The sequence below is a fragment of the Streptomyces sp. NPDC018026 genome (assembly GCF_044327745.1).
GTDB lineage: Bacteria > Actinomycetota > Actinomycetes > Streptomycetales > Streptomycetaceae > Streptomyces > Streptomyces rubrogriseus.
In genome coordinates, this window is the sequence record NZ_JBIRFY010000007.1 from 351,231 (window position 1) to 373,167 (window position 21,937).

At 73.8% G+C, this 21,937-nt stretch carries 20 protein-coding genes; 8 read left to right on the forward strand and 12 right to left on the reverse strand.

The window, feature by feature from the left end; all coding sequences use genetic code 11:
• Positions 1-4 precede the first annotated feature (4 nt).
• A complete protein-coding gene (locus tag ACH4D3_RS23650) occupies positions 5-1,156 on the reverse strand; it encodes an acyl-CoA dehydrogenase family protein (protein WP_398325077.1) in 1,152 nt (383 codons plus the stop codon).
• An 89-nt stretch (positions 1,157-1,245) separates the two neighbouring features.
• On the opposite strand from ACH4D3_RS23650, the gene ACH4D3_RS23655 reads away from it, so the two are divergent.
• The 3 genes from ACH4D3_RS23655 (at position 1,246) to ACH4D3_RS23665 (ending at position 3,748) form a co-directional block, all read left to right on the forward strand.
• Entirely contained in the window at positions 1,246-1,887 is a 642-nt protein-coding gene (locus ACH4D3_RS23655; protein WP_398325080.1) for a TetR/AcrR family transcriptional regulator, read from the forward strand.
• A 64-nt stretch (positions 1,888-1,951) separates the two neighbouring features.
• Positions 1,952-2,665: an ArsR/SmtB family transcription factor gene (locus tag ACH4D3_RS23660; protein WP_398325083.1), complete on the forward strand. Its 714-nt coding sequence runs from the start codon at positions 1,952-1,954 to the stop codon at positions 2,663-2,665.
• Between the two features lie 93 nt (positions 2,666-2,758).
• Complete coding sequence (locus tag ACH4D3_RS23665) at positions 2,759-3,748, forward strand: DMT family transporter (protein WP_398325086.1); 990 nt, start codon at positions 2,759-2,761, stop codon at positions 3,746-3,748.
• 497 nt (positions 3,749-4,245) lie between these two features.
• On the opposite strand, the gene ACH4D3_RS23670 is transcribed toward ACH4D3_RS23665, so the two are convergent.
• The 9 genes from ACH4D3_RS23670 to ACH4D3_RS23710 form a co-directional block, all read right to left on the reverse strand.
• Positions 4,246-5,343: a Zn-dependent alcohol dehydrogenase gene (locus tag ACH4D3_RS23670; RefSeq protein ID WP_398325089.1), complete on the reverse strand. Its 1,098-nt coding sequence runs from the start codon at positions 5,341-5,343 to the stop codon at positions 4,246-4,248.
• A gap of 23 nt (positions 5,344-5,366) precedes the next feature.
• A complete protein-coding gene (locus ACH4D3_RS23675) occupies positions 5,367-6,755 on the reverse strand; it encodes an aldehyde dehydrogenase family protein (RefSeq protein ID WP_398325092.1) in 1,389 nt (462 codons plus the stop codon).
• A gap of 122 nt (positions 6,756-6,877) precedes the next feature.
• Positions 6,878-8,215: an ABC transporter ATP-binding protein gene (locus ACH4D3_RS23680; protein WP_398325095.1), complete on the reverse strand. Its 1,338-nt coding sequence runs from the start codon at positions 8,213-8,215 to the stop codon at positions 6,878-6,880.
• Between the two features lie 224 nt (positions 8,216-8,439).
• Complete coding sequence (locus ACH4D3_RS23685; protein ID WP_398325098.1) at positions 8,440-8,652, reverse strand: hypothetical protein; 213 nt, start codon at positions 8,650-8,652, stop codon at positions 8,440-8,442.
• 2 nt (positions 8,653-8,654) lie between these two features.
• Positions 8,655-9,965, reverse strand: coding sequence for an MFS transporter (locus ACH4D3_RS23690; protein WP_398325101.1), 1,311 nt, complete (start codon positions 9,963-9,965; stop codon positions 8,655-8,657).
• Positions 9,966-10,032: 67 nt separating this feature from the next.
• Positions 10,033-11,469 (reverse strand): CitMHS family transporter, encoded by a 1,437-nt coding sequence (locus ACH4D3_RS23695; RefSeq protein WP_398325104.1) that lies wholly within the window; start codon positions 11,467-11,469, stop codon positions 10,033-10,035.
• A gap of 123 nt (positions 11,470-11,592) precedes the next feature.
• A complete protein-coding gene (locus ACH4D3_RS23700) occupies positions 11,593-13,836 on the reverse strand; it encodes a molybdopterin-dependent oxidoreductase (RefSeq protein ID WP_398325107.1) in 2,244 nt (747 codons plus the stop codon).
• 125 nt (positions 13,837-13,961) lie between these two features.
• Entirely contained in the window at positions 13,962-14,591 is a 630-nt protein-coding gene (locus tag ACH4D3_RS23705) for a TetR family transcriptional regulator (RefSeq protein ID WP_398325110.1), read from the reverse strand.
• Between the two features lie 97 nt (positions 14,592-14,688).
• Entirely contained in the window at positions 14,689-15,258 is a 570-nt protein-coding gene (locus ACH4D3_RS23710; protein WP_398325113.1) for a hypothetical protein, read from the reverse strand.
• A gap of 235 nt (positions 15,259-15,493) precedes the next feature.
• On the opposite strand from ACH4D3_RS23710, the gene hmgA reads away from it, so the two are divergent.
• From hmgA to ACH4D3_RS23725, 3 genes are read left to right on the forward strand one after another with little or no spacing between them, the layout of a single operon-like run.
• Positions 15,494-16,810, forward strand: a complete 1,317-nt coding sequence (gene hmgA / locus ACH4D3_RS23715) for a homogentisate 1,2-dioxygenase (protein ID WP_398325116.1) — start codon at positions 15,494-15,496, stop codon at positions 16,808-16,810.
• A gap of 26 nt (positions 16,811-16,836) precedes the next feature.
• Positions 16,837-17,586 (forward strand): GntR family transcriptional regulator, encoded by a 750-nt coding sequence (locus ACH4D3_RS23720; RefSeq protein WP_398325119.1) that lies wholly within the window; start codon positions 16,837-16,839, stop codon positions 17,584-17,586.
• Positions 17,587-17,608: 22 nt separating this feature from the next.
• Positions 17,609-18,769, forward strand: a complete 1,161-nt coding sequence (locus ACH4D3_RS23725; protein WP_398325122.1) for a type ISP restriction/modification enzyme — start codon at positions 17,609-17,611, stop codon at positions 18,767-18,769.
• A gap of 25 nt (positions 18,770-18,794) precedes the next feature.
• Here the strand turns inward: ACH4D3_RS23725 and ACH4D3_RS23730 are convergent, their stop codons facing one another.
• Positions 18,795-19,499 carry a TetR/AcrR family transcriptional regulator C-terminal domain-containing protein gene (locus tag ACH4D3_RS23730; protein ID WP_398325125.1) on the reverse strand — a complete coding sequence of 235 codons (705 nt, stop codon included), beginning with the start codon at positions 19,497-19,499 and terminating at the stop codon, positions 18,795-18,797.
• Between the two features lie 63 nt (positions 19,500-19,562).
• On the opposite strand from ACH4D3_RS23730, the gene ACH4D3_RS23735 reads away from it, so the two are divergent.
• Positions 19,563-20,579 (forward strand): ATP-binding cassette domain-containing protein, encoded by a 1,017-nt coding sequence (locus ACH4D3_RS23735; protein ID WP_398325128.1) that lies wholly within the window; start codon positions 19,563-19,565, stop codon positions 20,577-20,579.
• Entirely contained in the window at positions 20,576-21,391 is an 816-nt protein-coding gene (locus ACH4D3_RS23740) for an ABC transporter permease (RefSeq protein ID WP_398325131.1), read from the forward strand. Before ACH4D3_RS23735 ends, ACH4D3_RS23740 begins: the two co-directional genes overlap by 4 nt.
• Before the next feature lie 224 nt (positions 21,392-21,615).
• Here the strand turns inward: ACH4D3_RS23740 and ACH4D3_RS23745 are convergent, their stop codons facing one another.
• On the reverse strand, positions 21,616-21,885 hold the full coding sequence (locus ACH4D3_RS23745) for a hypothetical protein (RefSeq protein WP_042825858.1): 270 nt from the start codon (positions 21,883-21,885) through the stop codon (positions 21,616-21,618).
• Positions 21,886-21,937 lie beyond the last annotated feature (52 nt).

Below are 21,937 nucleotides of genomic sequence, written 5' to 3' on the forward strand. Positions count from 1 at the left end.
GCGGTCAGAACGCCGAAACCCCGGTCAGCGCGCGCCCGATGACCAGCTTCTGGATCTGGCTGGTGCCCTCGTAGAGGGTCATCACGCGGGCGTCGCGCAGCAGCTTGCCGGCCGGGTACTCGTCGATGTAGCCGTAGCCGCCGAAGACCTGGAGGGCGTTGTTGGCGGCGCGCACGGCGGCCTCCGAGGCGAAGAGCTTGGCCTTGGAGGACTCGACGGCGAAGGGCTGCCCGCGGTCGATCAGGTCGGCCACCCGCCAGGTCAGCAGCCGGGCCGCGTCCACGTCGAGGGCGATGTCGCTGATCAGCTCCTGCACCAGCTGGTGGTGGGCGATGGTCTTCCCGAACTGCTCCCGCTCGCCCGCGTACCGCACGGCCGCGTCCAGCGCGGCCTGGGCTATGCCGACGCAGCCGGCGGCGACCGACATCCGCCCCTTGGCGAGGGCCGACATGGCCACCGAGAATCCCTTGCCCTCGGGCGCGAGCATCGCGGAGGCGGGGACGCGGACGTCCTCCAGGACCAGTTCGGCGGTGGCCTGGCCACGCAGCCCGAGCTTGCCGTGGACGGTGCGGCGGGTCAGGCCGGGCGTGTCGGTGGGCACGAGGAAGGCGGAGACGCCCTTGTGGCCGGGGGCGTCGGTGGAGCGGGCGAAGAGCAGGACGACGTCGGCCCAGGTGCCGTTGGTGATGAACATCTTGGTGCCGTTGACGACGTAGTCGTCGCCGTCCCGGACCGCGCGGGTGGTGAGGTTCCCGGCGTCCGACCCCGTACCGGGCTCGGTGAGGCCGAAGCAGCCGACGTACTCGCCGGAGGTGAGCCCCGGCAGCCAGCGCCGCTTCTGCTCCTCGCTCCCCCAGGCGGCGACGGTCTTGGCCACCAGGCCCAGGGAGACCGAGACGATCCCGCGCACGGAGCTGTCGCCGCGCCCCAGTTCCTCCGTGACCAGGCAGTACGCGAGGTGGTCGCCGCCGCTGCCGCCGTACTCCTCGTCGATCGTGAGGCCGAGGAAGCCGACCTCGCCGAGCTTCTTCACCAGGGAGCGGTCCACCTCCTCGGCGCGGTCCCACTCGATGACATGGGGGGCGATCTCCCGCTCCACGAAGTCCCTGGCGAGCTGCCGTACGGCGGTCTGCTCCTCGCTGAGCTCCAGGTTCATGCCGAGTCACCCCACAGGAAAGAAATCTTGAAAGCCGTACATTTAAATTAGCACTGCTAGTTTCGGCTCGCAGCCCTACTATGTGCGCCATGGCCCGACCGCGCAAGCCCCTGCTCAGCACCGACCGGATCGTCCAGACGGCCCGCGCGCTGGTGGACGCGGAGGGCCTCGCGGCCGTCTCCACGCGCCGGCTGGCCGCGGAACTGGGGGTCAGCGGACCCTCGCTCTACAACCACTTCCGCACCAAGGACGAGATCCTGGAGGCCGTCGCCGACTCGGTCAGCGCGCAGGTGGACCTGTCGATGTTCGAGGACGGCCGGGAGTGGCGGACCGCGCTGCACGACTGGGCCGTCTCCTACCGGACGGCGCTGCGCGACCACCCCAACATCGTGCCGGTGCTGGCCCACGGACCCGGCCGCCGCCCGGCCGCGCTGCACCTCGCTGACGCCGTCTACGGCGCCATGGTCCGGGCGGGCTGGCCCCCGGCCCAGGCCACCTCCATCGGCGCGCTGATGCGCTACTTCATCATGGGCTCGGCGCTCGGCTCCTTCGCCGGCGGCTTCGTGGACGACGCCGGTGCCTACGACCCCGCCGACTATCCGCACCTCCAGCAGGCCCACCTCCTGGCCGAGCAGCAGGAGAAGATCGACGAGCGTGCCTTCGAGACCGGTCTGACGGCGCTCCTGGACGGGCTGGCGCAGCAGTACGCGCAGGTGGCGCAGGGCGTCTGAGGACGCCGGGGGCTCCCCGGACACTTCGGCGCCCGCCGAACCGTGCGTGGCGCATCCTGGACGCATGACCGAGAGGGACGCCGGGGCTCCCGGCCTCGCACGACTGGCCGGACTGCTCGCCGACGAGACGCGCGCCGCCTGCCTGCTGGCCCTGCTGGACGGGCGGGCGTGGACCGCCGGTGAGCTGGCCCGGCACGCCGGGGTCGCCGCGTCGACGCTCAGCGAGCACCTGGGCAAACTCGTCGCGGGCGGGCTGCTCGCCGAGGAACGCCAGGGGCGGCACCGCTACGTGCGGATGGCCGACGACCGGGTGGCACAGCTCGTGGAGGACCTGGCGGCACAGGTCGCGCCCGAGGCCGCCGCCCGGCGTCCGCGCACCCTGCGGGCCTCGAGCGCCGGGTCGGCGATGGCCCGGGGGCGCACCTGCTACGACCATCTCGCCGGACGGCTCGGCATCGCGGTCACCGACGCGCTGACCGGGCGCGGGCTGCTGCGCCAGGACACCGGCTTCGCCCTCACGGACGCGGGGCTCGGCTGGTTCGACACCGCCGGGATCCCACTGCGGCCGACCGGTCGCCGGCCACTGGCCCGGGCCTGCCTCGACTGGACGGAACGCCGTCCGCACCTCGCGGGCGTGGCGGGCGCCGCTCTGTGCCGGCACGCCCTGGACACGGGCTGGTGCGTGCGCATCGGCTCGGAGCGGGCGGTGAAGGTGACACCGGCGGGCGAGGACGCGCTGTCCGAACTGCTGGGCCTCGACCCGGCGGCGCTGCGCTGAGCGCCGCCCTCTGCACCGACCCCTGCACCGGCACCGGCTCGCCGTCCGAAATCCGCCGGTCCGCACCCGTAGTCGCCACCTAGCCTCTGGAGCATGATGAGCACCGCCCGCACGTCCCCTCCCGCCGCCCCCTGGCACCGTCGTCCCGAACTGCTCGCGGCCGGGGCGGCCACCGTCACCGTCGTGCTGTGGGCATCCGCGTTCGTCTCCATCCGCAGCGCGGGCGAGGCGTACTCTCCGGGCGCGCTGGCGCTCGGCCGGCTGCTGTCGGGCGCCCTGACGCTCGGGGTGATCTGGCTGCTGCGCCGGGAGGGGCTGCCGCCGCGCCCGGCCTGGCGGGGGATCGCGATATCGGGGCTGCTGTGGTTCGGGTTCTACATGGTCGTCCTGAACTGGGGCGAGCAGCAGGTGGACGCCGGGACGGCGGCCCTCGTGGTCAACGTCGGCCCGATCCTCATCGCGCTGCTCGGCGCCCGGCTGCTGGGCGACGCCCTGCCGCCGCGGCTGCTGACGGGGATGGCGGTGTCGTTCGCCGGTGCGGTGACCGTGGGCCTGTCCATGTCCGGCGAGGGCGGTTCCTCGCTGTTCGGGGTGGTGCTGTGCCTGCTGGCCGCGGTGGCGTACGCGGGCGGGGTGGTGGCCCAGAAGCCCGCGCTGGCGCACGCGAGCGCCCTTCAGGTGACGACGTTCGGGTGCCTGGTCGGGGCGGTGCTCTGCCTGCCGTTCGCCGGGCAGCTGGTGCACGAGGCGGCCGACGCGCCGGTCTCCGCCACGCTCAACATGGTGTACCTGGGCGTGTTCCCGACCGCGCTGGCGTTCACGACGTGGGCCTACGCCCTGGCCCGGACCACCGCCGGCCGTATGGGCGCGACCACGTACGCGGTGCCCGCGCTGGTGGTGCTGATGTCGTGGCTGGCGCTGGGCGAGGTCCCGGGACTGCTCACCCTGGCGGGCGGCGCCCTGTGCCTGGCGGGCGTGGCGGTGTCGCGGTCCCGGCGGCGCGCGGCGGCGGCCCCGGCAGCGACCCCGGAAGGGGCCGGGCCCACGGCGGAGCCTCGGCACGAGGACGCGGGGCGGTCCTAGGACCCGGACCCGCCCACCGCACCGCGGCGCGAGCGACCCGGCAGGCCTGCCACCGGCCCGCAGACGGGGTGGGCGGCTCGGCGCCCTCCACCGTCGCGGCCGGGGGAAGCCGGGCAGGCACGGACCCCGTCAGCCGACGTGTGTGGGGGCGGCCCGCCCCCCATTGCGGCACGGCTGCCGCGCGGGGCCCCGTGTCCCGGGCGTTGCCCAGGCGGCACCCACGCCGCGCCACAGCGCCGACCGGGCCCGGGGTTGCGGGCACCGCCCAGGGTGCCGGGCGGCCCGCAAGAGACGCCGCCCGGACCGTCGGGCTAGGGGGTGTCGTTTGGATCAGGCCGGCTCCGAGCGACGGCGCCTTGTGGCCGACCCGAGCGGGGCATGGTGCGTGCAGCTGCAAGGCGGAGGAGGGCGACAGGGCGGAGCCCTGGCAACCGACGACAACGCCGCAGATGCGCGTGCCAGGGCCCGCGACCCCGGCAAGATCCAAACGACACCCCCTAGAACACCACCAGGGCCCGCCCGCCCTTGCCGGCCAGCATGTTGTCGAAGGCCGCCGGGATGCCGTCCAGGGCGATGCGTTCCGTGACCAGCGCGCCGAGGTCGAGGCGGCCGGCGCGGACGTGTTCGGCCAGGACCGGGAGGTCGCGGGCGGGGTCGGCGTTGCCGTAGACGCAGCCGGACAGGGTGCGGCCCCAGTGGAAGATCTCCAGGGCGTTGAAGGTGACCTGCTGGTCCTTGCCGCCGATGCCGACGACCGTGGTGCGGCCACCGCGCCGGGTGGATTCCCACGCCGTGCGGATGGTGGTCGCGCGGCCCACGCACTCCACGGCGACGTCGACGCCCTGCTTTGCGGTGAGGGCGCGGATCTCGCGGGCGGTGGTGTCGGAGGCGAGGAGGTAGTCGGTGGCGCCCGCGGCGCGGGCCAGCTCCTCCTTCTCGGGGGACACGTCCACGGCGACGATCTTCGAGGCGCCCGCGATCCGGGCCGCCTGAAGGGTGGCCAGGCCCACTCCCCCGGCGCCGAAGACCGCGACCGTCTCACCCTCGCGGACCCGCGCCGAGTGGTGGACGGCGCCGTATCCGGTGAGGACGGCGCAGCCGAGCAGCGCCGCCTCGGTGAGGGGGATGCCCTCGGGGGCGGGCAGGACGCACCCGGCGGCGACCACCGTCTCCTCGGCGAACGCGGCGACGTTCAGGCCGGGGTGCAGGTCGGTGCCGTCGTCGGCGCGGCGGGCGTGCACGTCGGCGGCGCCGGTGAGCGCGTTGGCGCACAGCCAGACCTCGCCGAGCGAGCAGGCGTGGCAGGCGCCGCAGGACGGGGCCCAGTTGAGGACGACCTCGTCGCCGGGCACGACGTGGGTGACGCCCTCGCCGACCGCGACGACGGTGCCGGCGCCCTCGTGGCCGAGGACGGCGGGCAGCGGCACCCGCATGGTGCCGTTGGACAGGGACAGGTCGGAGTGGCAGACCCCGGCGGCGGCGAGCCGCACCCGGACCCGGCCGGGGCCGGGCTCGGGCAGCTCGATGCCGGTGACCTCCAGCGGGGCCCCCGGGGCGGGTACGACGGCGGCACGGACTGCGGTACGGACGGCCATGACGTGGACGGCTCCCCTGCGGGCTAGAACTGGAGGGACTTGGTCTGGAGGTACTCGGTGAGGCCGTGGGCGCCCAACTCGCGTCCCACGCCCGACTGCTTGTAGCCGCCGAAGGGCGCCAGCGGGTTGAACCGGCCGCCGTTGATGTCGACCTGCCCGGTGTCCATCCGGCGGGCGAAGGCGACCGCGTCGGCCTCGTCCCCGGCCCAGACGGCCCCGGCGAGGCCGTAGACCGTGCCGTTGGCGATCCGGAGCGCGTCGTCCTCGTCCTCGTAGCGGAGGATGGACAGGACCGGGCCGAAGATCTCCTCCTGGGCGATGGTCATGTCCTCGCGCACGTCGGCGAAGACCGTCGGGCTGACGAAGTAGCCCTGCTCGCGCGGGGCTTCGGGGCCGCCCGCGACCAGGCGCGCGCCCTCGGCGACGCCCTTCTCGATGTAACCGCGCACCCGCTCCCGCTGCTTGGCGTTGACGACGGGGCCGATCCGGTCGCCGTACTTCGCGGCGGCCTCGGCGGCGAGCGCCACCGCTGCGTCGTACTGGTCGCGGTGGACCAGCATGCGGGTCCAGGCGCTGCACGTCTGGCCGGAGTTGGACATGACGTTGGCGACGCCGACGTTGACCGCCTTGGCGAGGTCGGCGCTCGGGAGGATGACGTTGGCGGACTTGCCGCCGAGTTCGAGGGCGACCCGCTTGACGGCGGCGCCCGCGGTGGCGCCGATCCGGCGGCCGACGGCGGTGGAGCCGGTGAAGGAGACCAGGTCGACACCCGGGTGTTCGGCGAGGGCCTGTCCGGCGACCGGGCCGAGGCCGGTGACCAGGTTGAAGACGCCCGCGGGGATCCCGGCCTCGTGCACCGCCTCGGCGAAGAGCTGCGCGACGAGCGGGGTGTCCTCGGCGGGCTTGAGCACCATCGTGCAGCCAGCCGCGAGCGCCGGGGCGGCCTTGGCGACGATCTGGTGGAGCGGGTAGTTCCAGGGGGTGATGGCGCCGACCACGCCGACCGGCTCGTGGTGGACCACGGAGCTGCCGACCTTCTCCTCGAAGGCATGGGTCGCCGCCAGTTCGGCGTAGGAACCGGCGACCGCGATCGGCACGCCCGCGTGCACGGCCTGCGAGAACTTCAGCGGGGAGCCCAGCTCGGCGGTGACCGTCTCGGCGATCTCGTCCTTGCGGGCCACCAGGACGTCCCGCAGCGCGGCCAGGCGTGCGGCCCGTTCGGCGGGCGGGGTGGCGGCCCAGCCCGGCAGGGCGGCGCGGGCGGCCCGTACGGCGGTGTCGACGTCCAGGGCACTGCCCGCGGGGACCTTGCCGATCACCTGCTCGTCGACCGGGTTCACGACGTCGATCGTGTCCCGGCCGTCGGCGAGGCGCCAGGCTCCGTCGATGTACATGCCGTCGTGTGCCTTCATCGGGTTCCTTCCGGGCGGGCCTCGTCGTCCGACCCCAAACTAGCGCCGTTAGTTTTACGGCACCAGGGGCTCCCCCGATGGTGGCGCGGCTCACCCTCCCGGAGTGCGGAATCGCGGCGTGATCACTCCTCCAGTTCCGGCAGCCGCGCCGGGGCGGGGCAGATCCGGTCGCCGTGCTGGTCGAAGACGAACAGGTGGGCGAGGTCGACGAGAAGGGGCACCTGCATGCCGTGGCGGAGGTCGATGTCGGGCGTGGTCCGGACGATCAGGTCGCCGGGGAGGCGGCCGTCGGGGGCGGCGACCGCGGGTCCGGGCTCCGGCGGCTCGTCCATGACGACCACGGGTCCGGCCCGCAGGGCGCCCGCGCGTTCCCTCAGCCGCTCCAGGACCGTGCCGTCGCGGCGGCGGCGCCTGGCCGGCCGGGCGGCGGGGCGCGGGGCCTCCAGGTCGGGCACGACGGCCGGCTGCGAACCGGTGTTGAAGTGCACGAGGACCTCGTGGCCCTGGAACTCGACGTGCTCCACGAGCCCGGTGAGCAGCACCTCGCCGGGGCGGGCGGACGAGGGCTTCGCGATCCGGACGGCCTCCGAGCGCAGGCCCACGATGACCTCGCGGCCCTGCTGGACGCGGAGCAACTGGTGGTCCAGGGAGAGCGGTTCGGGCAGGCGCAGGAACTGCTTGCCCAGGCTGATGGTCATCGCCCCGTCCAGCGGGGCGCGCACGAGGCCGCGCAGCAGGTTGATGCGGGGGGTGCCGATGAAGGCGGCGACGAAGACGTTGCGGGGCAGGGCGTAGACGGCGCGCGGGGTGTCCACCTGCTGGAGGACGCCGCCGCGCAGCACGGCGACGCGGTCGCCCAGCGACATGGCCTCGGACTGGTCGTGGGTGACGTAGATCGTGGTGACGCCCAGCTCCCGGGTCAGCCGGGTGATCTCCGCGCGCAGGTGGTTGCGGAGCTTGGCGTCGAGGTTGGACAGCGGCTCGTCCATCAGGAAGACGGTCGGGTGGCGGGAGATGGCCCGGCCCATGGCGACCCGCTGGCGTTCGCCGCCGGAGAGCTGGGCGGGGAGGCGGTCGAGGAGGTCCTCGATGCCCAGCATGCGGGCGGTGGCGTCCACCCGGGGGGTGTGGTCGGTCTGCGGGTCCTCGACGCGCAGCGGGAAGCCGATGTTCCCGCGGGTGGTCATGTTGGGGTACAGGGCGAAGTTCTGGAAGACCATCGCCATCCGCCGGTCGGCGGGGAGCAGGTCGTTGGCGTACGCGCCGTCCAGCGTCAGCTCCCCCTCGGTGATCTCCTCCAGTCCGGCGATCATGCGCAGCACGGTCGACTTGCCGCAGCCGGAGGGGCCGAGCAGGACGAGGAACTCGCCCGGCGCGATGTCCAGCGACAGCCGGTCCACCACGCGGACGCCTCGCGCGTAGGTCTTGCTCACGTCGTGCAGGGAGATGGCGCGTGTCATGGAGGTGCCCCCGGGGGCTCACTGAGCTCTGGTGCTCCGCGGTCGGACGCCCTCGTGCGGGTCGTACGGGGCGTGTGAGTCACGGAAGTTAACGGACCGTGCCCGGCCGGGGGAAGACACCGGACGACATCTCGGCGCGACCGTCCATCTGGTGAGAAAGCGGACGGCCGGATTCAGGGGGCGGGGCGTCTCACGACGTGATCATGCCGGGACCGGCCGCCGCGTCAGCCGTTCGACGAGCCGTCCGACGAGCCGTCCGGGTCGCCGCCTCCGCGGCGGCCGCCGGAGCGGCCGGAGGCGCGGACCAACTCGCCCGCGGCCAGGGTCGCCGTCGCCACCGCGCGCGTCCAGGGCGGGCCGCCGCGGCCCGCCCACACGACGCAGGCGCAGCCGCCGACGACGAGGAGCAGGATGACGGACAGAACGATCAGGATCATGCTCATCCCTTCGACTCCCGGCACGGCCGGCTGTCGCCCGCCCGGTCCGGGACATCCTGCCCGATCTCCGGACTCCGGGGACCGGCGGCCGCACCTGCCGCACCGGCCGCACCCGTCTCGCCCGTTGGCCCCGTCGCACCCGTCGCACCCGTCGACGGCGAGCGCAGGGCGACGCCCGAGGAGAGCAGGAGGAGCGCGCCCAGCATCACGAAGGGCGCGGCCACGCCCGCGACGCCCGCGATCAGGCCCGCGGCGGCGGGGGCGGCGACCTGGCCGAGGCGGTTGCCGGTCAGACGCAGGGCGAGGGCCGTGGAGCGCGCCTCGTCGGGGGCCGCCTGCACGACCGTGGTCATGGAGAGCGGCTGGCCGACGCCCAGGCAGAAGCCGAGGACGACCAGCATCAGGGCGAGCGCCCACACCGGCACCGGCAGCGCGACCCCGGCGCACAGCAGGGCGGCCAGCAGACACGTGACCGTGAGCAGCACCGTGCGGCCGAGCAGCCGCAGCAGGGGCGTCAGCACGAGCCGGCAGGCGATCGTGGCGGCGGCCCGCAGGCTGAGCAGTACGCCGATCACGGCCGGGGAGATCCCCCGGTGCTCGCCGACCACCGGCAGGTAGGCGGTGAGGATGTCGGTGGCGGAGAGCACGGAGAGGCTGATCAGGATGCCCGCGGGCACACCCCGGGCACGCAGGATGCTCCCCACGGGGACGCGCGCACCCTGCCGCGTACGGGACTTGGCGGCCCCGGGGTGCTCTATGCGCCACAGGGACGTGAAGGCGACCGCCGCGCCCCCGCCCGCCACCACCAGGGCGAGCGCGCTGCTGCCGGCCATGTCGGGGCCCCCGATGAGCGCGCCCGCGGCGATGGGGCCGATCAGCTGGCCGAGCGAGGCGCCGATGGTGAAGTGGCCGAAGTTGCGGTCCTGTTCGTGCGGGGCGGACTGGCGGGCGACCAGGGACTGGGCGCCGATGACGAAGCACAGGTGCCCGAGGCCCATGACGCCGCTCCACAGGGCCATCGTCCACAGGGACCCCGCGACGCCGCTGAGCGCGCAGCCCCCGGCGATGAGCACCACCCCGACGGGCAGCAGCGGCGCGCAGCGCCCGTGGTCGGTGCGGCGGCCCAGCGGAACGGCGGCGAACAGCGGCAGCAGCGCGTACACGCCGGCGATGACACCGACGGCCCGTTCGTCCGCGCCCAGCGCGAGGGCCCGGTAGGAGACGGCGGGCCGGGCCATCGACACCGCGGCCTGTGCGAAGCCGAAGGCGATGACGAGGCGGAGCAGCCAGCCGCGGTTCCCACCGGGCACCATGATCGCGTTCCCTTCCGATGAACCGATGATCTTCGTCGGTTGTTCTCCGTCGGTTGTTCTCCGTCGGTCAGATGATGCCGAACAGGATGCCCGCAGCAAGGATCACCAGGCTCGTCAGGACGGCCCACTTCACCACGAACCGCGTGTGGTCGCCGAACTCGACCTTGGCCATGCCGACCAGGACGTACACGGCCGGGACGAGCGGGCTGGACATGTGCAGCGGCTGGCCGACGATCGAGGCGCGGGCGATCTCCAGCGTCGACACGCCGTGCGCCTGTCCGGCCTCGGCGAGCACCGGCAGGACGCCGAAGTAGAAGCCGTCGTTCGACATGAAGTACGTCAGCGGCAGGCTCAGCAGGCCGGTGACCAGGCCCATCTGCGGGCCCATGCCGTCGGGGATGGTGTCCACGAGCCAGTTGGCCATGTGGTCGACCATGCCGGTGCCGGTGAGGACGCCGGTGAAGACGGCGGCGGCGAAGACCATGCCGGAGACGTTGAGGACGTTGTCGGCGTGGGCCGCGATGCGGGCCTTCTGGTCCGGGATGTGCGGGAAGTTGACGGTGAGGGCGAGCGCGGCGCCGATCAGGAAGAGCACCGGGATCGGCAGCAGTTCCATGATCATGGCGGTGAGCAGCGCGACCGTGAGCAGCGCGTTGAACCAGTACAGCTTGGGCCGCAGGGTGGGCCGGTTCGGGTCGAGGCCCTTGAAGTCGTCGTCGGACTCGCCGCCGGACACACCGCCGGAACCGCCCGCCGCACCGCGAGCCGCACCAGCACCGGACACACCGGAGGCACCGGACGCACCCGAAACACCGGCGGCACCCGCACCGACCAGCACCGTCTCGCTCTCCGGCTCGGGCTCCCGCACCAGCGCCCCGTCCAGCGACAGCGTGCCCACCCGCCTGCGCTCGCGCAGACCGAGCACGTACGCCAGGACGACGACCGCGACCAGGCCCACGGCCAGGGCCGGGATCATCGGGACGAAGATGTCGGTGGCGTCGACCTTCAGCGCGGTGGCGGCGCGGGCGGTGGGGCCGCCCCAGGGCAGCGTGTTCATCACGCCGTTGGCCATCGCGGCGACGCCGGTCATCACGACCAGGCTCATCTTCAGCCGCTTGTACAGCGGGTACATCGCCGAGACCGTGATCATGAAGGTGGTGGAGCCGTCGCCGTCCAGCGAGACGATCGCGGCGAGCAGCGCCGTGCCGACGACGATGCGCATCGGGTCGGCCTTGCAGAACTTCAGGATGGCCCGGACGATCGGGTCGAAGAGCCCGACGTCGATCATCACACCGAAGTAGACGATCGCGAACATGAGCATCGCCGCGGTGGGGGCGAGGCTGGACACGCCGTCGATGACGTAGTCGCCGAGATGTGCGCCCTTGCCGACGAGCACGCAGAACAGCGCGGGGATCAGCACGAGCGCCGCGATCGGCGACATCTTCTTCATCATGATCAGGACCAGGAAGGTCGCGATCATGGCGAAGCCGAGGATGGTCAGCATGAGTGAGTACCTAACGTTCGCCCTTGAACATCCCACCGGGGCAGGCGGTGCGAGCGACGTTAGGTGGCGCGAAGCGGCGTTAACAAGACGTTGACATGCGAGCAATAAGCGCAGAACTCCAGGTCACAGCTCTGCGTCGGTCAGCGGCGTGAGCGTTACGGGTACGCCGTTGAGGACGGCGTTGCCCGAGAGCGGGTCGAGCGTGCCGCCGTCGAGGAGCTGGTTGACGTTGACGCCGGGATCGGTGGCGGCGTGCGTCTGGCGGGTGCCGGGCCGGTCGTGGCCCCAGCCGTGCGGGAGGCTGACGACGCCGGGGCGGACGGTGTCGGTGACCTCGGCGGGGACGGTCACCGCTCCGCCGGGGCCCGTCACGCGCACGGGTTGCGCACCGCGCACCCCCAGCCGCGCGGCGTCCTCGGGGTGGACGTGCAGGGTGCAGCGGTTGGAGCCGCCGGTGAGGGCCGGGATGTTGTGCATCCAGCTGTTGTTGGAGCGCAGGTGGCGGCGGCCGACGAGGACGAGCCCGGCGGGGCGCTCCTCCAGGGCCCGTGCGAGGCGCGGCAGGTCGGCGGCGATCGGCTCCGGGAGCAGCTCGACCCGGCCGCTGCGGGTCTTCAGGGGCTGCGGCAGGCGGGGGCGCAGCGGGCCGAGGTCGATGCCGTGCGGGTGGGCGAGGAGACGCTCCAGGGTCAGCCCGTCGGGCCGGGCGCCGAAGCCGTCGCCGTAGGGGCCGAGGCGGAGCATCAGGTCGAGGCGCCGCTCGGGGCCGTTCTCGCCGGTGAGCAGGGCGGTGAGTTCGCCGGGGTGGCGGCCGTGCACGGGTGAGTGCGGCTCGCGCACGGCCTTGGCGAGGGTCTGCTCGATCACCATGGCGTCGACGGCGGCGGGGTCGGTGCCGTGCGCGCCGGTCACGGCCAGGGTGAGCCGGGCGAGGATCTCCGTCTCGGCCATCCTGCCGGGCTCCAGCGGGACGGCCGGGCGGGTGTAGCGGACCTGGTTGCGCACGGCGAGGGTGTTGAAGGCGAAGTCGTGGTGCGGGCTCTGGGCGGGCGGGGGCGGCGGCAGGACGACGTGGGCGTGGCGGGAGGTCTCGTTGAGGTAGGGGTCGACGCTCACCATGAAGTCGAGGGAGTCCAGCGCCTTGTCGAGCCGGTCGCCGTCGGGCGCGGACAGGACGGGGTTGGCGGCGACGGTGAGCAGCGCGCGGACGGGCTCGCCCGCGTCGGTGGCGGTGTCGATCTCCTCGGCGAGGGCGGACAGGGGCAGTTCGCCCTTCGCCTCGGGGTGCCCGCTCACCCGGGAGCGCCAGCGGCCGAGCGCGAAGCCGCGGCCGGGTCCGGCGGGGCGCGGGGTCCGGTCGGTGGCGGCCTGCGGGAAGAGCGCGCCGCCGGGCCGGTCGAGGTTGCCGGTGAGGATGTTGAGGACGTCCACGAGCCAGCTGGCGAGGGTGCCGTGCGGGACGGTGCAGCTGCCGATGCGGCCGTAGACGGCGGCGGTGGGGGCGGCGGCGAGTTCGCGGGCGAGGGCGCGCGTCACGTCGGCGTCCACGTCGCAGGCGGCGGCGACGGACTCGGGGGTGAAGTCCCGCAGGGCGGCCCGGACTTCGTCGATCCCCTCGATGTGCGGGGCGAGGGCGCCGAGGTCGGCCAGTCCCTCCTCGTACAGCACGTGGGCCATCGCGGCCAGCAGCAGCGCGTCGGTGCCGGGGCGGATCGCCACGTGCCGGTCGGCGAGCTTCGCGGTGCGGGTGCGGCGCGGGTCGACGACGGTGAGGGTGCCTCCGCGGGCCTTCAGGGCCTTGAGGCGGCCGGGGAAGTCGGGGGCGGTGCACAGACTGCCGTTGGACTCCAGCGGGTTGGCGCCGATGAGCAGCAGGTGGTCGGTGCGGTCGAGGTCGGGCACCGGGATGGCGTTCGCGTCGCCGAAGAGCAGTCCGCTGGAGACGTGCTTGGGCATCTGGTCGAGCGTGGACGCGGTGAAGAGGCTGCGGCTGCCGAGGGCGCCGAGCAGGACGTTCGGGTAGAGGGCACCGGCGACGGTGTGCACGTTGGGGTTGCCGAGGACCACGCCGACGGCGTGCGGTCCGTAACGCTCGACGAGAGGCCGGACGCCGGCGGCGACCGCGTCGAAGGCCTCCTCCCAGGTGGCCTCGCGCAGTTCGCCGTCCCTGCGCACCAGCGGCGCGCGCAGCCGGTCGGGGTCGGCGTCGACGGCTCCGAAGGAGGCGCCCTTGGGGCAGATGAAGCCGCGGCTGAAGACGTCGTCGCGGTCGCCGCGGGCGGCGGTGACCGTGCTGCCGTCGACGGTGAGGGCCAGGCCGCAGGTGGCCTCGCACAGGGGGCAGATACGCAGGGCGGTGCGGGGCACGGGGTCCTCCCGGAAGGCGGCGGTGGCGCGCTGTGCCCGGCGAGCATACCGACCGGTAGGCATGTTGGGGAGGGGTCGGACGGGCGGCGGCAGGGGTGGTCGGGCGGCCATGCGGCCGCGCCGGGTCAGTCGAGCACGCGTCCCAGGTAGGCCCGCAGCAGCTCCCGGGCCTCCTCGATGATCTTCTCGTCCCCGTCCGGCGCGACCCGGAAGGCGAGTTGCACGAGGGTGTCGGCGGTCTCCACGGCCACGAGGAAGACGCGGCGCAGGTCGTCGTCGGGGTGGCGGCCCAGGTAGCCCGAGAGCAGTTCGGTGAGCCGCTCGGCGACGCGGTGGTTGGGGACGGCGTGGCGGTCGCCGACCGGGATCTGGTTGCCGAAGTCGATCAGGGAGAAGCCGGGCGCGGTCCGCTTCATCGCCAGGTACTCGTCGAGCACGGCGTCCAGCGCGCCGCGCCAGCCGCCGCCGTCCGGTCCCGAGTCCGTCTCCGTCAGCCGTTCGGTCACCCGCTCCGCGTAGCGCTCCAGGTTGCGCTGGGCCAGGGCGTCGGCCATCTGGCGCTTGTTGCCGAAGAAGCGGTACACCGACCCGATGGGCACGTCCGCGCGCAGCGCCACGGCCCGGGTGCTGAGGGCGTCGTAGCCCACCTCGTCGAGGAGGTCGGCGCAGGCGTCGAGGATCCGGGTCAGCCGTTCGGCGCTGCGCCGCTGCACGGGGGCACGGCGGAGCGGGGTCGCGTGGGACACGGTCCTCATGATGCCCTGTCCGCCCGGCCGGGTGAACCGTGGCCTTCGGTACGGCCGGGGGCGGCCGCCGGACCCGCGAGGCGCCGGAGGAGGGTGGCGGGCGCGCTCACCGGTCCGCCGCCGGTTCGGTGGCCGTCCGGCCCTCGATCGGCTCCGGCCGCGTCGCCCCGGTCGGCTCCGCGTCCGATGCCGTGATGTCGGCGGTGCTCTCGACGGGCTCGCCGTCGACGGCCCAGACGGTGCCGTCGTCCGCGTACAGGCGGACCGTGAGCTGGTGCGTGCCGCGCGGGACCAGACCGGCCGGCAGGCGGTACACGGGGCCGCGCAGGAGGGTGAGGAGGTCGCCGTCGAGGAAGAGGTGGGCGACGCCGCGGGCGGCCACCGCCTTCGCCTCCGTGCCCTCCGGCGAGAACCTGAAGTGGCGGACGGTCAGGCGCACGTCCCAGCTGTCGTCGGCCTCGGGCTGCACCTCGATGCCGACCTCGGGGGCGCGCTCGGCGTCCACCTCGCGGTAGCGCCGGCCCTCGTCGTCGGTGTCCTCGAGCAGCCTGCCCACCGGTGTGGCCGAATCTCCGGCCTCCGGTTCTTCCACGTCCCCGGAGCCGCAGCCCGCCGATCCCGTCAACAGCAGGACACAGACCGCGAGCACGGCGAGCACTCCCCGCGTCCACGACATGACGCGAGACTAGAACACCGGTCCGACAGTCCGGATCCCCCGGGGGTGTGGTTCCGGTCATCCTCACGACGGATGCCGGGACGGAGCGGGCGGACGGGAGCGGGCGGGCGGGGGCGGAGCGGGGAAGTCCTCTTATGCCCTCTTGCGCGAGGGAAACCGCAATCCTACGGTGTGCCATAGGAATCGGGTTGCAGGGATTCGGGTTACAGGGATTCGGGTTGCGAGGGAGCGAGCGATGAGCGGGGACGCGCGGAAGACCGCGGAGGGGCTGGCCTATCTGTCCGGTTTCGGCAACGAGCACGCCTCGGAGGCCGTGGCGGGCGCGCTGCCCGAGGGCCGGAACTCGCCGCAGCGGGCGCCGCTGGGCCTGTACGCGGAGCAGCTGAGCGGCACGGCGTTCACGGAGCCGAGGGCGCACAACCGGCGCTCGTGGCTGTACCGGATCCGCCCGTCGGCCGCACACCCGGCGTTCACCCGTTCGGGCAACGGCACGATCCGCACCGCGCCCTTCAACCAGGCCGTGCCGGACCCGAACCGGCTGCGCTGGAACCCGCTGCCGGTGCCCGGGCCCGCCACGGACTTCGTCGAGGGGCTGTGGACGCTCGGCGGCAACGGCGACGCGACCCAGCGCACCGGCATGGCCGTGCACCTCTACCACGCGACCGCCTCCATGGCGCGCGTCTTCAGCGACGCGGACGGCGAGCTGCTGATCGTCCCGGAGCGCGGCGGCCTGCTGCTGCGCACCGAGTTCGGGCCGCTGCACGCCGAGCCGGGGCATGTGGCGCTGATCCCGCGCGGGGTCCGTTTCCGCGTGGAGCTGCTGGACGAGGACGCCCGCGGCTACGTCTGCGAGAACTACGGCGCGCCGTTCCAGCTCCCCGACCTGGGCCCGATCGGCGCCAACGGCCTGGCCAACGCCCGGGACTTCCGCGCGCCGGTCGCCTCCTACGAGGAGGACGACGGCCCGGTGGAGGTGGTCAACAAGTTCTGCGGCAACCTCTGGACGGCCCAGTACGACCACTCCCCGCTGGACGTCGTCGCCTGGCACGGCAACCACGTGCCCTACGTCTACGACCTGCGCCGCTTCAACGTCATCGGCTCCATCTCGTACGACCACCCGGACCCGTCGATCTTCACCGTGCTCACCTCCCCGTCCGACACCCCGGGCCTGGCGGGCGTGGACTTCGTGGTGTTCGCGCCGCGCTGGCTGGTGGGCGAGGACACCTTCCGGCCGCCGTACTTCCACCGGAACGTGATGAGCGAGTACATGGGCCTGATCGAGGGCGCCTACGACGCGAAGGCGGAAGGCTTCGTACCGGGCGGCGGCTCACTGCACAACATGATGTCGGCGCACGGCCCGGACCGGGAGACCTTCGACCGGGCGAGCGCCGCCGAGCTGAAGCCGCAGCGGATCGACGACGGACTGGCGTTCATGTTCGAGACGCGGTGGCCGGTGACCCTCACCCCCCAGGCGGCCCGCGCCGAGCACCTCCAGCCCCGCTACGACGACGTCTGGCAGGGCCTGGAGCGGCACTTCCGCCCCTTGCACTGAGGTTTTCCTACCGGTACGGATGGCCCGTGACCTCCTTCGCCCCGGACTCCATCGTCCTGAACCGCAAGCTGCCGCTCTGGTACCAGGTGTCGCAGTCGCTGCGCGCCTCGGTACTCGGCCGCTCGCCCCGGGACCCGCTGCGCCTGCCCACCGAGGAGCAGCTGGCCGGGCACTACGGGGTGAGCGTGCTGACCATGCGGCAGGCGCTGAAGGAGCTGGAGGACGAGGGACTGATCACCCGCCACCGCCGGCGGGGCACGTTCATCGAGCCGCACGCCCGGCGGGGCGCCCCGGTGCGGCTGCTCGGCTCGGTGGACGCGATCGTGGCCCAGCAGTCCGGGATGAAGGCCGAGCTGCTGGACCACGGCACCGCGCCGGTGCCGCCCGAACTCGCCGAGTACTTCCCCCAGGTGCCGGAGGTGGCGCTGTACCACCGGCTGCGCTGCGACGAGAAGACGGGCGAGCCGACCAACCACGCCCGCAACTACATCCGTCCCGAACTGGCCGGGCGCATCGACCTGGACGACCTCGCCCGGTGGCCGATGACGAAGGTGCTGCGGGACGTGGTGGGCATGGACATCAGCCGGATCACCGACACCGTCGAGGCGCGGCTCGCGGACCCGGAGACGGCGCGGCTGCTCGAAGTCCCGCTGCTCAGCCCGATCCTGCACTACACGGGCATCACCTACGACACCGACGGCCGGGTCCTCGACGTGGCCGTCATCCACTACCGCGGCGACCGCTTCTCCTTCACGGTCACCCTGGATGCCACGTGAGGGCGCGGCGCCCCGTCGTACGATGCCCGGCGTGACGCACGACGACGCCCCGCCGCTGGCGGACCTCATGCCGTGGTCCGTCGCACCGCCGCGGCTCGGCCGGGGGTGGCCGACGGCTCCCGACGCGGCATCCCTGAAGGCCCGCTGGGACGCCCTGCTGAAGGCCGAGGGACCCGACCGCGCGACCCTGTTCGAGCCGACCCGCTCGCGCACGCCGAACTCGGCGGTCGGGCGGCTGCCGGGCGGCGCCGGGGGCACCGAGCGGCTGGCGCGTGCCGCGGGGCCCTGTCCGGAGCCGGTCCGGGTGCTGCGGGCGCCGTTCGACGAGCAGTGGCTGATTCCCGACCACCGGCTGATCGACGCGGCCCGTCCGGAGCTGTGGCGGGTGGCCGACGCGCGGCAGCTGTTCGTGGTGGAGGCGCCCGAGGCCGCCGGTGGGCCGCTGCTGCTCGCGACCTCGCTGCTGCCGCTGTTCGGGCCCGCCCGGATCCGGCCGCTGTACCGCCGCCCCGGCGGTGCGGAGCCCAACCTCGCCCCGGGCCTGCTGGACCACCTGGCCGCCCGGCTCGGGGTGCGCCCGGGCCCGCTGGACGTGCTCGCCTGGTCGGCGGCGGCCGTGCGGCCCGGCTCGCTGGTGCCGCTCACCGCGGACCGCGCGCTGTGGGAGCACGGGGTGGCACTGGGCCGGCGCGCCCTGTGGCTGATGCGCCGCGACGGCGAACGCCCCAAGCTGCCCGGCGGCCGCCGCCCGTACGTCCGCGCACCGCTGCCGCCGCGCCCGCTGGCCCTGCGCTACGACCGGGAGGAGGAGGCCCTGTTCCTGGACGAGGGGCGCATCTCCCCCGTGCCGCCCGGGGCCTGGGACTTCGAGGTGGGCGGGGTGCGGGTGCTGGAGCAGTGGTTCGCGGCCCGCACGGCCGAGGGCGAGCCCCGCACGCTGACGGCGATCCGCCCGGCCGGCTGGCCGCAGGCCTGGACCTCCGAACTGCTGGAACTGATCACGGTGCTGGCGCTGCTCGCCGACGTGCGGGACGGGTGCCGGGAGCTGACGGTCACGGACCGGATCACCGCGGCCGAGCTGCACGAGGCGGGCGTGCTGCCGGTGCCGGGGGCGGCCCGCCGGCCGGCCTCGGTCCTGGACGACCGGGAGGAGGGTCCGGAGGGGCAGCTGGCCCTGCTGTGACCCCCGACGGAGTGGGGGCTCCCGCTCACGCGAACCCGTCCAGCACCCGCGTCAGCGCCCGCTCGAAGACCCCCTCCAGGTCGATCGGTCCCGCGTCCTCGGCGAAGGACGCCGCCAGCCGCGGATAGGCACCGCTCGCGACCTGCCGGCCGAGGTAGGCGATCCGCGCCGCGTTCTCCTGCTCCTCGGACCAGGGCAGCGAGCGGGTGCGCTCGACGGTGGCGATCTCGTTGGCGACGTACGTCGTCACCACGCCGTTCACCATCGCGACCAGCTCCATCTTGGTGCCGTAGGGCGCCTCGAAGGGGTCCAGGCAGGCCAGGCAGTGCTCCAGGTAGCGCAGGGCGTTGGGGCTGAAGCCGTAGACGGGGGACATCAGGCGGGGCAGCCAGGTGTGGCGGTGCATCAGGGCACGGGTCTGGTGGGCCACCCGGATCATGTCCGCGCGCCAGTCGCCGCTCGGCTCCCACAGCTCGTGCTCGCCGCTGACCGCGTCCATCATCAGCTCGTACAGGTCCTCCTTGCGGGGGACGTAGTTGTACAGCGACATGGTGCCGCAGCCCAGCTCACCGGCGACGCGGCGCATCGTGACCGCGTCCAGGCCCTCGGCGTCGGCGATCCGCACCGCGGCGGCGGCGATGTCGGCGCGGGTGTAGGCCGGTCTCGGCCCTCGGCCGGTGCGCTCGGGGCGCGACCAGATCACTTCGGGTACGGCCGCTCGGCCCGCCATCGTGCATCACCTCGGCCACCATCCTAGTTACGTACACCGTACGTAGTGCGCTATGGTCGACGCATGACTACTACGTACGCTGTACTTAGTGAGGGTCTGGAGAAGCGCTTCGGCACCGTGCACGCGCTGCGCGGCCTGGATCTCGCGGTGGCCGAGGGCACCGTCTGCGGGCTGCTCGGGCCGAACGGGGCGGGCAAGACCACGGCGGTCCGGCTGCTGACGACGCTGCTGCGGCCGGACGCGGGCTCGGCGCGGGTCGCCGGGCACGACCTGGTGCGGGAGGCGGCCGCGGTGCGTCGCCTGATCGGGGTGACCGGGCAGTACGCCTCGGTGGACGGAGACCTCACCGGGCGGCAGAACCTGCGGCTGTTCGCCCGGCTGCACCGGGTGCGGGACGCGGGGGCGCGGGCCGACGAGCTGCTGGACCGCTTCGGCCTGGCCGACGCCGCCGACCGGCCCGCCGCCACCCTGTCCGGCGGCATGCGGCGCCGTCTCGACCTGGCCGCGAGCCTGGTGCGCCGCCCCGAGGTGCTGTTCCTGGACGAGCCGACGACCGGGCTCGACCCGGCCAGCCGGAACCGCGTCTGGGAGACCGTGCGCGCCCTGAAGGCGGACGGCACCACCGTGCTGCTGACCACGCAGTACCTGGAGGAGGCCGACCGCCTGGCCGACGACATCGCCCTGGTGGACCGGGGCCGGGTCGCGCACACCGGGTCGCCGGCCGAGCTCAAGGCGCTGGTGGGGGCCTACGCGGAGGCCGTCGTCCCGGACGCGGACGCCCTGGTGCGGGCGGCGGCGGTCCTGGACCGGCTGACCGGCGCCGAACCGGTCCTCGACCACGAGCGGCGCACGGTCGGCGCCGTCAGCACCGATCCGACCCTGACCCTGCCCCGCCTGGTGCGCGAACTCGACGCGGCGGGCGTGCCCCTGGCGGACGCGAGCCTGCGGCCGCCGACCCTCGACGACGTCTTCCTCCGCCTGACCGGCGGCACCGGCAGCGGCGAGAGCGGCGACGGCGGCGACGGCGGCGAGGGAACCGACAACAACGACAGCAACGACAGCAAGGAGCTGGTGGCATGAGCGCGGTGACGACGGGGCCGCACGGCTCGGCGTACGGCCTGGCGTACGACGGGGCGGCCATGCTGGGCCGCCAGTTGCGGCGGGCCCGCAACAACCCGGGTCTGCTGATCCTCACCCAGACCATGCCGATCACGATGCTGCTGTTCTTCGGCTACGTCTTCGGCAGCGCGCTGGCGATGCCGGGCGCGGAGTACCGGGCCTTCCTGGTACCGGGGTTGCTGGTCGCCACCGCCGCGAACGGCATCATGACGGGCATGTTCCAGGCGGCCCAGGACACCCACCGGGGCGTGACGGACCGCCTGCGGACGCTGCCGGTGAGCCGGGCCGCCGTGCCGCTCGGACAGTCGGTCGCCGACGTGCTCGTCACAGCCGCCGGGACGGTGCCGCTGCTGCTCGTCGGGCTCGCGGTCGGCTGGCGGGTGGAGGGCGGGGCGCTCGGCGCGGTGGGCGCGCTCGGGCTGCTGCTGCTGTTCCGGTTCGCGACGACGTGGATCGGGATCTTCCTGGGTCTGCTCACCCGCAACGAGGAGGCCGCCGGTCAACTGGGCGGCGCGACCTTCATCCTTCCGCTGCTGTCCAACGCGTACATCCCGACCGACGGACTGCCGGGCTGGCTGCGCACGGTGGCGGAGTGGAACCCCATCAGCGCGGTCGCCACGGCGCTGCGGGACCTCTTCGGCAACGCGCCCGTGCCGGACGGGGCCGCCTGGCCGGTGACGCATCCGGTCGCCGGGTCGCTGGCGTGGTGCGCGGTACTGCTGGCGGTGTTCGTCCCGCTCGCGGTACGCCGGTACGCGCACGGGGACCGCTGAACGGGCCGGGGTACCGCGTCACCGCCGGTGGGGAGGCCGCGGGGACGGGAACGTGCCAGGCGTAACGAGAACGTGCGAACGCGTGCGGGACGGACGTACGAGGCCGGGTGTACCGGGGAGGGCCCGCGCTCGGGGAGCACACCGGGGCGCCGCTGCGTGCCGTGGGGATGACGGACGAGTGCCGCGGCGCCGCGCCGGGAGGTGTGACCGCCGGAGCGCGGGCCTCAGTTGCCGCCGAACAGCGAGCGGCGCAGTCGACGCAGTGGCGCGAACAGCGAGACCCGGCGCACCCTGACGCCCCGGTTGCTGCGCTTGTGTGCGGGCTCGCGCGCGGTCAGCTCACGCATCAGCGACGTCGCCTCCACGGTCTCCCGCGGCGGGAGGGCGGGCCCTCCGAGTACCGCGAGATGACGGTCGAGGCGCGAGCTGGTCGCGCTGCTCCCGCAGGTGATCGCAGGGACCCTTGCCCTGCTGCGCACTGTTATCTGTTCCATGTCACTCCCCACCCGTACGAGTCCACCCGGCCCGGGCAGGGTAACCCTATCG